Source organism: Streptomyces sp. NBC_00234 (assembly GCF_036195325.1).
In the GTDB taxonomy this organism is placed as follows: Bacteria; Actinomycetota; Actinomycetes; order Streptomycetales; family Streptomycetaceae; genus Streptomyces.
The window spans coordinates 5,694,079-5,705,944 of the sequence record NZ_CP108101.1; the positions used below are offsets into that span (position 1 = coordinate 5,694,079).

The window sequence follows — 11,866 nt, forward strand, 5'->3', positions numbered from 1 at the left end:
ACAAAGCCGTGAGCCAGGACAAGAGCGTCGAGGTTCCTGCGCAGCGGGCCGGCGGGAAGAGCGCCTCCCCGGAGGTGCTGCTCCGGGTCACCGGGCTGAAGAAGCACTTCCCGATCAGGAAGGGCCTGCTCCAGCGCACGACCGGTGCCGTGAGGGCCGTCGACGGGATCGACTTCGAGGTGCACGCGGGGGAGACCCTGGGTGTGGTCGGGGAGTCCGGTTGCGGTAAGTCGACGATGGGCCGGCTGATCACTCGGCTGCTCGAACCCACGGCGGGCACGGTCGAGTTCGAGGGCAAGGACATCACGCACCTCGGTGTGGGCGGCATGCGCCCGATGCGCCGGGACATGCAGATGATCTTCCAGGACCCGTACTCCTCGCTGAACCCGCGGCACACGATCGGCACGATCGTCGGAGCACCCTTCAAGCTCCAGGGGGTCAAGCCCGAGGGCGGCGTCCGCAAGGAAGTGCAGCGGCTGCTGGAGGTGGTCGGTCTCAACCCCGAGCACTACAACCGCTATCCGCACGAGTTCTCCGGCGGCCAGCGCCAGCGCATCGGGATCGCCAGGGCGCTCGCGCTCAACCCGAAGCTGGTCGTGGCCGACGAGCCGGTGTCGGCGCTCGACGTCTCCATCCAGGCGCAGGTCGTCAACCTCATGGACGACCTCCAGGAGGAGCTGGGCCTCACGTACGTGATCATCGCCCACGACCTCTCGGTGGTCCGGCACGTCTCGGACCGGATCGCGGTGATGTACCTCGGCAAGATCGTGGAGCTGGCCGACCGCGAGTCGCTCTACAAGTCGCCGATGCACCCGTACACCAAGGCGCTGCTCTCCGCGGTGCCGATCCCTGACCCGAAGCGCCGGTCGGCCAAGAGCGAGCGGATCCTGCTGAAGGGCGATGTCCCGTCGCCCATCTCGCCGCCGAGCGGCTGCCGTTTCCACACCCGCTGCTGGAAGGCGACGGAGGTCTGCACGACGCAGGAGCCGCCGCTGGTCGCGCTGAAGACCGGGCACCAGGTGGCCTGCCACCACCCGGAGAACGCGCCGGACCAGGTACCGGGCGACGCCGTGCTGGCGACGGCGCGGGAGGCGATCGAGATCGTGGCCCTGAAGAAGGAGCCGGAGGAAGTCGCTCCGGAAGCGGCCCAGGAGCCGACGGCTCCGAAGGAAGCCGAGGAGCCGGGGGGCAGCCCGAAGGAGTAGTACCGGCACAATTGCCCGGGTGCTCCTCGAACTGTTCACGCCCTCCGTCCAGCATGCGCTCGACATCGCCGGAATCTTCGTCTTCGCGATCTCCGGCGCACTGCTCGCCGTACGCAAGAACTTCGATGTCTTCGGCATCGCGGTACTCGCCGAGGTGACAGCGCTGGGCGGGGGGCTGTTCCGTGACGTGATCATCGGCGCGCTCCCGCCCGCCGCCTTCACGGATCTCGGCTACTTCACCACCCCGCTGCTCGCCGCCGGGCTGGTCTTCTTCCTCCACCCCCACGTCGAGCGCATCCAGGTCGGCGTCAACGTGTTCGACGCCGCCGGCCTCGGGCTCTTCTGTGTCACCGGCACGGTGAAGGCGTACGAGTACGGCCTCGGGCTGACCGCTTCGGCGGCCCTGGGGCTCACCACCGCGGTCGGCGGCGGTGTGCTGCGCGACGTCCTGGCCAACGAGGTGCCCTCGCTGCTGCGCTGGGACCGCGACCTGTACGCCGTGCCCGCGATCGTCGGGGCCGCGATGGTCGTGCTGTGCATCCGTTTCGACACGCTCAACACCTTCACCAGCGGTGCGGCCGTGATCACCGCGTTCGCCCTGCGGCTGCTGGCCATGCGCTTCCACTGGCGCGCGCCGCGTGCCTACAACCGTCGCTCGGCGACGGCCGACGAAGGCTAGGGCCTCAAAAAGCTACCGCTCAGTAATACAATCGGTGTACCGTGCATTCCATGGCACAGGCAGCAGCGCAGGTGGCGCGGACAGCGCAGGCAACCATCGGGAACAGCGAGTTCGACCGCGACACCGCGGTCACGCTCCGCGAAGAGGGCGTCTACGACGCGGAGCTCTCCGCGGGCTGGACGATCATCCACGCCGTCAACGGCGGATACCTGCTGGCCATGCTGGGCCGGGCCCTCGGTGAGGCGCTCCCGCACCCCGACCCGTTCTCGGTCTCCGCGCACTACCTCACCGCCTCCGTGCCCGGCCCCGCGGTGATCCGTACACAGGTCGTCCGCACCGGCCGCACCCTCTCCACCGGTCAGGCGTCCCTCTTCCAGTACGCGGAGGACGGCACCGAGGTCGAGCGCATCCGGGTGCTCGCCACCTACGGCGACCTGGACGGCCTCACCGACGACGTCCGCACCGCGGCGGTGCCGCCCGCGATCCCGCCGCTCGACCAGTGCCTCGGCCCGAGCGACGGACCGGCGCCGATCCCCGGCAGCTCCGCCATCACCGGGCGCCTCGACATCAAGCTCGACCCGGCGACGATCGGCTGGGCCGTCGGCGCACCGTCCGGCAAGGGCGAGATGCGTGGCTGGTTCGGTCTGGCGGACGGCCGCGACGCGGACCCGCTCTCCCTGCTGCTCACGGTCGACGCACTGCCGCCGACCTCGTTCGAGCTGGGCATCAAGGGCTGGACGCCCACCATCGAGCTGACGACCCACATCCGCTGCCGCCCGGCCCCCGGACCGCTGCGCGTCTCCATCACCACCCGGAACCTCGCGGGCGGCTTCCTGGAGGAGGACGCGGACGTCTGGGACAGCGCGGACCGCCTGGTCGCCCAGTCCCGCCAGCTGGCCAGGGCCCCGCGCGGCTGAGGCATCGCACGACGCGGAACGCGAGAGGTCTGCCGGCCCGGTCGGCAGACCTCTCGCGTTCCGGATTTCATACGCCGTGCATAGAACGGCAGGCACGACTCCCTCTAGTCTCCTGGCATGGCCGCAGAAGGAATGCTCGCTGCGCGCCGCCACGTCGACTTCGGCAGGCTGGCGAGCGCGCTCTGTAGGGCCGCCACGGCGTGACCGCCGAGGCCGGGCGCTTTTCGCCCGGCCGTGATCCGGACCCGGTCCGGTGCTCGGCGCGACAGTGATCCGGTTCTGATCCGTTCAGGTCACGCCCAGTCGTCACCGCTACGGGATACCCACCCGGCGCCCGCCGTTCCGGCGCCCGGATCCCGTCTCTTCCCTGTATCCGGCAGGAATCGCCGTACCCGTACGGGCGTGGGACGTCCCTGAGTTCCGCATGTCCCGCGTGCGGTTGCGCACCCCTGCCGTCCCGTCCATGGACCACAGGAGGAAACGATCCATGAGTCACAACGACAGACCGCGGGTGAGCCGGAGGGGCTTCCTCGCCGGCACGGCGGCGGCAGCCGCCACGGCAGCCGTACCCGCGGTGGCCCAGGCCGCCGCCGCAGGTTCCGCGGCCTCCGCGACCCGCCCGAACATCCTTCTGATCGTCACCGACGACCAGCCCAAGCACACCGAGTGGGCGCTCCCCAAGACGGTCGACTGGCTCGCCGGACGAGGCGTGCGGTTCACCAACGGCCATGTCACCACGCCGCTCTGCTCGCCGTCGCGGTCGTCGGTCCTGTCCGGCCAGTACGCCCACAACCACGGCGTGCGGAACAACGGGTCCTCGTACCAGCTGGACCAGAGCACCACCCTTCAGCGATACCTCAAGCAGGCGGGCTACCGCACCGGCCTGTTCGGCAAGTTCCTCAACTCCTGGGACCTCGCCGACAATCCGCCGCACTTCGAGGACTTCGCGCTGCTCCAGCCGGCCTACGTCGACGCCCGGTGGAACGTCAACGGCACGGTCCAGACGATCAACGGCTACACCACCAGCATCATCAAGAACCGGACGCTGGACTTCCTGGACAAGGCCGCGACCGACAGCCGCCCCTGGTTCGCGTACGTCACTCCGTACGCCTCGCACGGGCCCCGTACGCCCGAGGCCAAGTACGCGGGTACGGCCGTGCCGGAGTGGAACGGACGCCCCTCCGTCCCCGAGGCCGACCGGAGCGACAAGCCGGTCTTCATCCAGAACGCGACCGGGACCCTCGCGGAGGGCCGGCGGATCCGCGCGGAGCAGTTGCGGAGCCTTCGGTCCGTCGACGACGCGGTGCAGGCGTTCAAGGACAAGCTGACGGCCCTCGGGCAGCTGGACAACACCCTGGTCATCTACATCGCCGACAACGGCTTCGGCTGGGCGGACCACGGCTGGACCAAGAAGTCGGTGCCCTACAGCCCCGCCCACGAGGTTCCGTTCTACCTCTCCTGGCCGGCCGGCGGCCTGGGCGGCGCCACCACGGACAACCGCATCGTGGCCAACATCGACATCGCGCCGACCGTCCTCGATGCGGCCGGGGTCGCCGCGGGGCACGCGCAGGACGGCAGGTCGCTGCTGACCTCGTACAGCCGTGATCACCTGCTCGTGGAGTTCTGGAAGCAGGGCACCGCCGCGGGCGGGCCGCCGGCCTGGGCGTCGTACGTGGCCAAGAACAAGCAGTACACCGAGTACTACGACCTGACGACCGACGCCGACGGCAAGGTCTCCGGTACGGGACAGCTGAAGTTCCGCGAGCACTACGACCTCGCGGGCGACCCGCACCAGTTGAAGAACAACCTCCACCTGGCGACCCCGCAGGACGAGCAGAACCTCGGCATACCCGCACTGGCGGCCCAGCTCGCCACCGACCGGGTCGGCTAGGGTCTTTCGTTCGGATCGGGCCGGACCCCGCGAGCCCGGCACGATCCGAACGAGAGGCTCCAGGTCCTTCGTCCGGGGCGGGCTCGCGGCCCGCCCCGGACGAGGCCCTACGGGCCGTCCGCCGCCTCCTGGGCGCCGTCGTCCAGCCAGTGCGTCCGGCCCAGCGTCACCAGGCGCAGGCGCCGCCTGGCCACCCGGATCACCTCGCGCCCGCCGTCGGGACCCGCCTCCAGGAGGGCGGAGGCGGTGAGGACCATGTGGTCCACGTACAGCCCTCCCAGCATCAGCAGATCCTCCTGGTCCCAGCCCGCCGACTCCGGCTCCGTGCCGAGCGCCGCGGCCACCTCCTCGGCGAACAGGCCGAGCTGGGCGGCGATGGCCTCGCGGACCGGGCCGACTCCGCCGTGCTGCTCGCGGGCGATGAAGCGGAAGTGGGCCGGCTGCGCGGCGACATGACGCGCGATCAGCTCCACGCTGCGGTCCAGGCGCACCTCGCTGTCGCCCGTCTCGGCGAGGATCGCGCCGATCATGCCGTGCAGACTTCCCAGCGTCTCCTCGACCAGGGCCACTCCGAGCGCCGCCGTGCCGTCGAAGTGCCGGTAGAAGGCGGTCGGGGCCACTCCCACCGCGCGCGTCACCTCGCGCAGTCCCAGGCTGCTCAGACTCTGGTGCTCCAACAGCCCGAGTGCGGCGTCCAGCAGCGCCTGGCGCGTCTTCAGTTTCTGGGTCTGGCGGATGCCGGCGGTGTGACTCATGCCATTCAGTAAACAACCGTTCTCCCAACAGAGGAAGGGATGCGGCGTTTAGGCTGAGGAGTCAGTGAACACTCGTACTCTCAATCGCTACGGAGAGGCCGCACCATGTTTGTCCTCGTCGCCGCACTGCTGCTTCTGGGCGTCGTCCTCGGAGCCGTCGCCCACCTCCCGACGGACGTGTCCCTGACCGCCTCCGTGCTGATCGGCTGCTGGCTCGCGGTCTTCGCCGTCCGCGAGCGTCTCGCCCGCCGGTCCCGCTGACCCCTCACCGCGAAGGAGCCCGATCCATGACACTCACCGCATTCGCCCGCCGCACCGGCGACCGAACCGCTCCGGCCGCTCCGCGCGGCACCCGCACCCGGGAGGCCGACGGGCTCGCCGTCGCCTCCTTCGTGCTCGGGCTGACCGGCCTCCTGGTGATGAACATCCTGCTGGGACCCGTCGCCATCACCATGGCCCTCATCGCGCTCGCCCGCTCCACCGCCCGCCGTGGCCGCGCCCTGCTCGGGCTCGCCCTCGGTGTCGCCGACCTCGTCGTCCTGGCCGTCCTCGTCACCGTGAACGGCACGGTCTCCTGGAGCTTCGGGGGCTGACGGGAAGGGAGTTCCACGAGCGCTCCGTGTACCGGATCGGGCTCCGGACCGGGGTGTTCCGCACCTCGGGCGGACGTGCGCGGACGGCCCGCAGTGATGCGCCCGGCATGCGCCCCGCCGCAGGCTCGTAGAATCGAGCCCACCATGGCTTACCTCGACCACGCCGCGACCACGCCGATGCTTCCGGAAGCCATCGCCGCGATGACCGCCCAGCTCGCCGTCACAGGCAACGCGTCCTCCCTGCACGCCGCGGGGCGCCGGGCCCGCCGTACCGTCGAGGAGTCGAGAGAAGCCCTCGCCGACGCCCTGGGCGCACGGCCCAGCGAGGTGGTCCTCACCTCCGGCGGCACCGAGGCCGACAACCTCGCGGTGAAGGGCCTCTACTGGGCCCGCCGCGATGCCGACCCCCGCCGCACCCGGGTCCTCGCCAGCCCCGTCGAACACCACGCGGTGCTGGACGCCGTCGACTGGCTCGCCGAGCACGAGGGCGCCACCGTCGAGCTCCTGCCCGTCGACTCCTACGGACGCGTCCACCCCGAAGCCCTGCGCGAGGCCGTCCTCCGCGACCCCGACGACGTCGCGATGATCACCGTGATGTGGGCCAACAACGAGATCGGCACCGTCATGCCGGTCCGGGAACTGGCGGCCGTGGCCCGCGAGTTCGACATCCCCATGCATGCCGACGCGGTACAGGCGTTCGGTCAGCTGGAGGTCGACTTCGCCCGGTCGGGACTGGCGGCGATGACCGTCAGCGCCCACAAGATCGGTGGCCCCGTCGGTATCGGGGCGCTGCTCCTGGGCCGCGAGTACACCCCCGTGCCCGTCCTGCACGGCGGCGGGCAGGAACGCCATGTCCGCTCCGGCACCCTCGACGTGCCCGCCGTCGCGTCCTTCGCCGTCGCCGGGCGGCTCGCCGCCGAGGGGCGCGAGGACTTCGCGCACCGGATCGGCTCGCTCCGCGACGAGCTGGCCGCAGCCGTGCTGGCGGCCGTCCCGGACGCCGTCCTCGGCGGCGACCCCGCCCCGGGCGGCCGGCTTCCGGCCAACGCCCACTTCAGCTTCCCGGGCTGCGAGGGCGACTCCCTGCTCCTGCTCCTGGACGCCCAGGGCATCGAATGCTCCACCGGCTCCGCCTGCACGGCCGGGATCGCCCAGCCCAGCCACGTACTCCTGGCCACCGGCACCGATCCGGACCTGGCCCGCGGCACCCTGCGCTTCTCGCTCGGCCACACCTCGACCAAGCAGGACGTGGAGGACGTGGCACGCGCGATCGGCCCGGCGGTCGAACGCGCCAGGACGGCGGGGCTCAGCTAGGGCCTCACGTTTGGATCATGCCGGGCTCGCGGGGTCCGGCCTGATCCAAACGAAAGACCCTAAGCCGGTTTCGCCGCCCGCACCAGCTTCAGATAGCGGTCCCAGTCCCAGTGCGGCCCCGGGTCCGTATGGTCCGTGCCCGGCACCTCCACGTGCCCGACGATGTGCTCGCGGTCCACGGGTATCCCGTACCGCTCGCATATCGCGGCCGTCAGGCGCGCCGACGAGGCGTACATCGCCGGTGTGAGGTCGCGCGGGCGGTCCACGAAGCCCTCGTGCTCGATGCCGACGCTGCGCTCGTTGTACGAGCGGTTCCCCGCGTGGAACGCCACGTCCAGCTCGCGGATCATCTGCGCCACCCGGCCGTCCTGGCCCACCACGTAGTGTGCTGCCGCACCGTGCTCCGGGTCCTGGAAGACCTGGAGCGCGCTGCGGAAGTCCCCCTGGGTGACATGGATGACCACGCGGTCGATCCCGTAGTCGTCGGGACGGTCCGCCATCCGCCAGTTCGCCTCCGAGGCCGCCACCCACTGGGCGCCCGCGAAATCCAGCTCACCCGGCTTACGGGGCTTGCGCACGCCCGGCATCCGCCACCAGACGCGCCTGATCTCGTCCCGTGCCAGTGCTGCCGTGCCCACGGCCGTCGCCGCGCCGCCGATCAGCAGCGCGCGCCGGCCGATGCCGTGAGCGGGCTTCGAGCCCTGCGCGCCGGCCGTCCCATTGGTCCCCATGAGATCGACAACGCATATCCGCGAGCATTCGGTTCCCGGAGCCCCGTACCCTGGTGAGGCTATGACTCAGACTTCCCAGCGCCCCCTCCGTGTCCTCGCCGCCATGTCGGGCGGTGTCGACTCCGCCGTCGCCGCGGCCCGCGCCGCCGAAGCGGGGCACGACGTGACCGGTGTGCACCTCGCCCTCTCCGCGAACCCCCAGTCCTTCCGCACCGGGGCGCGCGGCTGTTGCACCATCGAGGACTCCCGGGACGCCCGCCGCGCGGCGGACGTCATCGGCATCCCCTTCTACGTCTGGGACCTGGCGGAACGCTTCCGCGAGGACGTCGTGGAGGACTTCGTCGCGGAGTACGAGGCGGGCCGCACCCCCAACCCGTGCCTGCGCTGCAACGAGAAGATCAAGTTCGCCGCGCTGCTCGACAAGGCCCTCGCCCTCGGGTTCGACGCCGTGTGCACCGGCCACTACGCCACGGTCGTCCTGAACGAGGACGGCAGCCGCGAGCTGCACCGCGCCTCGGACATGGCGAAGGACCAGAGCTACGTGCTGGGCGTCCTCGACGAGAAGCAGCTCGCCCACGCGATGTTCCCGCTCGGCGACACCCTCACCACCAAGGACGAGATCCGCGCCGAGGCCGAGCGCCGCGGTCTGGCCGTGGCGAAGAAGCCCGACAGCCACGACATCTGCTTCATCGCCGACGGAGACACCCAGGGCTTCCTCGCCGACCGCCTGGGCGGCAAGGCGGAGGGCGACATCCTCGACGAGTCCGGCACCAAGCTCGGCACGCACGACGGCGCCTTCGGCTTCACCATCGGCCAGCGCAAGGGCCTGCGCATCGGCCACCCGGCCGCCGACGGCAAGCCGCGCTACGTCCTGGACATCTCCCCGGTGAACAACACCGTGACGGTGGGCCCGGCCGAGGCGCTCGACGTCACGGCACTCACCGCCATCAGGCCCCGCTGGTGCGGCACGCCCCCGGCAGGGCCCGGTACGTACACCGCGCAGCTGCGCGCCCACGGCGGCGAGACCGAGGTCGGCGCCGAGCTGGTCGACGGGACGCTGCACGTCTCCTTCACCGAGCCGGTACGGGGCGTCGCCCCCGGCCAGGCGGTCGTGCTGTACGACGGGAGCCGGGTGGTCGGCTCGGCCACCATCGCGACGACGGTGCGCCGGGAGACCGCCGCGGCCGGCTGACCGCGCGCCGGGCTACGACGCCTGGCGCAGCGGCACGTCCTTCGCGAAGAAGTCCGCGAGGACCGGGGCGATCACCTGGGGCGCCAGCTCGCGCGTCTGGCCCGTCAGCGTGCGGTGGCGGCCCCGCGGAACGGCGTCCGTGAGGGCATGGGTCGTCGCCCGGACCTGGGCGGGGCTGAATCCGCCGCAGACCACCAGCGTGCGGGCTGTGACCGACGCGAGCCGTTCCGCCGGGAGGGCGCCGCTGCCGAGCAGCGCGTCGTCGTACGCGAGGGTGTGCGCCACCGACTCCAGCCCCTGCCACAGGGGCGCGTGCCGCATCCGCCCGATCGTCTCGGCGTGGACGCCCGTCATCGAGAGGTACAGCTCCACGGCGCCGCCGCGGTCGCCCGCCGACAGGAGCCGCTGGAGCCGCGCCGTGCAGCGGGCCTTGTACAGCAGACCGGAACGGCCCGGCGTGTACGGCGGCTCGTACACCGCCAGCAGATCGACGGGCAGACCCGCGGCCTGGGCCTCCAGGGCCAGCGCCCCACCGGAGAGCATGCCGAAGACCGAGGCGGCGCCGCCCACTTCGCCGATCAGCGCAGCCAGATCCTCGATCTCGCGCCGGACCGTGTACGGCCCGCTGTCACCGCTGGAGCCGCGCCCCCGGCGGTCGTACGTGACGACCGTGAAGCGCGGTGCCAGCAGGGCCGCCAGCGGAGCGTCGGTCACCGCGGTGGCCAGCGCTCCGCCGACCAGGATCAGCGGCGGCCCGTCGCCCTGGCGGCGGTACGCGATCGTGGTGCCGTCGCGCGAGAGAGTCTTGTCCATGTGAGGGTGGACTGCGGCGCTCCGGGAAACTCATCGCTGCGGCCGAGAAGTTTTTGAAGAACTTCAATTCCCCTGATCAGAGCGGGCGCTGACGATCAGTCGGTGACGACCTCGGTGTCGTAGAAGCAGAAGTGGTCCTTGATCGCGGCGACTTCGTCCCTGGGCTCCGGGTAGGCCCACACCAGGTCGGCGGCGCCGGGCCGCGACCAGTAGGAGGCATCTCCCTTGAACGGACAGTGCGTACGGGAGTCCGAGGGAGTGAGCAGATCCGTACGGACGTCCTCCGGCGGCAGGTAGTAGCGGACCGGGCAGCCCGTCTCGCGCAGCACGAGCGGACGCCGGCTCTCGGCCAGCACCTGCCCGTCACGGATCGCGCGCACATGCTCGGTGCCGGGCTCGACGGTGATGCGGTGTCCTCGCGTGGAAGTCATGCAGGTATCAGCGGCACGAGCGGCCGGATTCTTCCCCTGTTCCCTCCCCGCCTCCGCGGAGCGCGGGCCGCGGCTCGTACGGTAGGCGCATGAACATCTGTGTCTTCCTCTCCGCCGCCGAACTCGACGCCCGCTACACCCGGCCCGCCCGGGAGTTCGCCGAACTGCTCGGCAAGGGAGGCCACACCCTGGTCTGGGGAGGCTCCGAGAGCGGTCTGATGAAGGTCGTCGCCGACGGAGTGCAGGAGTCCGGCGGGCGGCTCGTCGGGGTCTCGGTGGACTTCCTGGCGGCGAAGGCCCGGACGAACGCCGACGAGATGGTGATCGCGCGGGACCTGGCCGAGCGCAAGGCGCTGCTCCTGGAGAAGGCCGACGCCGTCGTGATCATGGTCGGCGGGACCGGGACCCTCGACGAGGCCACGGAGATCCTGGAGCTCAAGAAGCACGGCAAGCACACCAAGCCCGTCGTCCTGCTGAACACGGCCGGTTTCTACGACGGTCTGCGGGAGCAGTTCCGGCGCATGGAGGACGAGGGCTTCCTGCCGATGCCCCTCGCCGACCTGGTCTTCTTCGCCGAGGACGGCGTGGGCGCGCTCGCCTACCTGGAGGAGTCGGCCGGAGTGCGGTGATGGGAGCATGGGGGCCATGCCTACTCATCTGATCACCGGCGCCGGTTCCGGCATCGGGGCCGCCGTCGCCCGCCGCCTCCAGGAGCGCGGTGACGAACTCTGGCTGCTGGCCCGCGACGCAGGCCGCGCCAAGGAGCTGGCCGCACTCCACCCGGGGGCGCGCACCCTCGTCGGAGACCTCGGCAACCCCGACCGGCTCTCCTGGGCGTTCGGGCAGCAGACCATGCCCGACCGGCTCGACTCACTCCTGCACATCGCGGGCGTCGTCGAGCTCGGCCGGATCGGTGACCTCACCCCCAAGGCCTGGCACTTCCAACTCAACGCCAATCTGGTCGCCCCCGCCGAGATCACCCGTCTCCTGCTGCCCCAGCTCCGCGTCGCCCACGGCCACGTCCTGTTCGTGAACTCGGGCGCGGGCCTCAACGCGCACGCCGAGTGGGGCGCCTACGCGGCGAGCAAGCACGGCCTGAAGGCCCTCGCCGACTCGCTGCGCCACGAGGAGCACGGGAACGGGGTACGGGTGACCTCCGTCTACCCGGGGCGCACCGCCAGCCCCATGCAGGCCAAGGTCCACCAGCAGGAGGGCAAGGAGTACGACCCCTCCCAGTGGATCGACCCGGAGTCCGTGGCCACCACGATCCTCATGGCGATCGACCTGCCGCGTGACGCCGAGGTCAACGACCTGACGGTCCGCCCGGGGCGCTGACCGGGGACGC

The 11,866-nt window shown here is 71.2% G+C and carries 14 protein-coding genes; 10 read left to right on the plus strand and 4 right to left on the minus strand.

Annotated features, from left to right (window positions below):
* Positions 1–8: 8 nt before the first annotated feature.
* The 4 genes from OG230_RS25160 to OG230_RS25175 all read left to right on the plus strand — a co-directional run bounded on the left by OG230_RS25160 (position 9) and on the right by OG230_RS25175 (position 4,692).
* Positions 9–1,205, plus strand: a complete 1,197-nt coding sequence (locus OG230_RS25160) for an ABC transporter ATP-binding protein (RefSeq protein ID WP_328905995.1) — start codon at positions 9–11, stop codon at positions 1,203–1,205.
* Positions 1,206–1,224: 19 nt separating this feature from the next.
* Positions 1,225–1,884, plus strand: a complete 660-nt coding sequence (locus OG230_RS25165) for a trimeric intracellular cation channel family protein (RefSeq protein ID WP_328905996.1) — start codon at positions 1,225–1,227, stop codon at positions 1,882–1,884.
* A 50-nt stretch (positions 1,885–1,934) separates the two neighbouring features.
* Positions 1,935–2,801 (plus strand): thioesterase family protein, encoded by an 867-nt coding sequence (locus OG230_RS25170; RefSeq protein WP_328905997.1) that lies wholly within the window; start codon positions 1,935–1,937, stop codon positions 2,799–2,801.
* A gap of 487 nt (positions 2,802–3,288) precedes the next feature.
* Positions 3,289–4,692 carry a sulfatase family protein gene (locus OG230_RS25175; RefSeq protein WP_328905998.1) on the plus strand — a complete coding sequence of 468 codons (1,404 nt, stop codon included), beginning with the start codon at positions 3,289–3,291 and terminating at the stop codon, positions 4,690–4,692.
* Between the two features lie 107 nt (positions 4,693–4,799).
* On the opposite strand, the gene OG230_RS25180 is transcribed toward OG230_RS25175, so the two are convergent.
* On the minus strand, positions 4,800–5,447 hold the full coding sequence (locus tag OG230_RS25180; protein ID WP_328905999.1) for a TetR family transcriptional regulator: 648 nt from the start codon (positions 5,445–5,447) through the stop codon (positions 4,800–4,802).
* Positions 5,448–5,552: 105 nt separating this feature from the next.
* Between OG230_RS25180 and OG230_RS25185 the strand changes: the two genes are divergently transcribed.
* The 3 genes from OG230_RS25185 to OG230_RS25195 all read left to right on the plus strand — a co-directional run bounded on the left by OG230_RS25185 (position 5,553) and on the right by OG230_RS25195 (position 7,354).
* Positions 5,553–5,708 (plus strand): hypothetical protein, encoded by a 156-nt coding sequence (locus OG230_RS25185; protein ID WP_328906000.1) that lies wholly within the window; start codon positions 5,553–5,555, stop codon positions 5,706–5,708.
* 26 nt (positions 5,709–5,734) lie between these two features.
* A complete protein-coding gene (locus tag OG230_RS25190; RefSeq protein WP_328906001.1) occupies positions 5,735–6,040 on the plus strand; it encodes a DUF4190 domain-containing protein in 306 nt (101 codons plus the stop codon).
* A 144-nt stretch (positions 6,041–6,184) separates the two neighbouring features.
* Positions 6,185–7,354 carry a cysteine desulfurase family protein gene (locus OG230_RS25195; protein WP_328906002.1) on the plus strand — a complete coding sequence of 390 codons (1,170 nt, stop codon included), beginning with the start codon at positions 6,185–6,187 and terminating at the stop codon, positions 7,352–7,354.
* A 59-nt stretch (positions 7,355–7,413) separates the two neighbouring features.
* Here OG230_RS25195 and OG230_RS25200 read toward each other — a convergent pair whose 3' ends face one another.
* A complete protein-coding gene (locus OG230_RS25200) occupies positions 7,414–8,085 on the minus strand; it encodes an N-acetylmuramoyl-L-alanine amidase (RefSeq protein WP_328906003.1) in 672 nt (223 codons plus the stop codon).
* A gap of 61 nt (positions 8,086–8,146) precedes the next feature.
* Between OG230_RS25200 and mnmA the strand changes: the two genes are divergently transcribed.
* Positions 8,147–9,277, plus strand: coding sequence for a tRNA 2-thiouridine(34) synthase MnmA (gene mnmA, locus OG230_RS25205; protein WP_328906004.1), 1,131 nt, complete (start codon positions 8,147–8,149; stop codon positions 9,275–9,277).
* Positions 9,278–9,289: 12 nt separating this feature from the next.
* Here the strand turns inward: mnmA and OG230_RS25210 are convergent, their stop codons facing one another.
* On the minus strand, positions 9,290–10,090 hold the full coding sequence (locus OG230_RS25210; RefSeq protein ID WP_328906005.1) for an alpha/beta fold hydrolase: 801 nt from the start codon (positions 10,088–10,090) through the stop codon (positions 9,290–9,292).
* A gap of 95 nt (positions 10,091–10,185) precedes the next feature.
* Positions 10,186–10,521, minus strand: coding sequence for a DUF427 domain-containing protein (locus OG230_RS25215; RefSeq protein ID WP_328906006.1), 336 nt, complete (start codon positions 10,519–10,521; stop codon positions 10,186–10,188).
* Positions 10,522–10,610: 89 nt separating this feature from the next.
* Between OG230_RS25215 and OG230_RS25220 the strand changes: the two genes are divergently transcribed.
* Both OG230_RS25220 and OG230_RS25225 read left to right on the plus strand, forming a co-directional pair.
* A complete protein-coding gene (locus OG230_RS25220; RefSeq protein ID WP_328906007.1) occupies positions 10,611–11,150 on the plus strand; it encodes a TIGR00730 family Rossman fold protein in 540 nt (179 codons plus the stop codon).
* Positions 11,151–11,166: 16 nt separating this feature from the next.
* Entirely contained in the window at positions 11,167–11,856 is a 690-nt protein-coding gene (locus tag OG230_RS25225) for an SDR family oxidoreductase (RefSeq protein WP_328906008.1), read from the plus strand.
* Positions 11,857–11,866 lie beyond the last annotated feature (10 nt).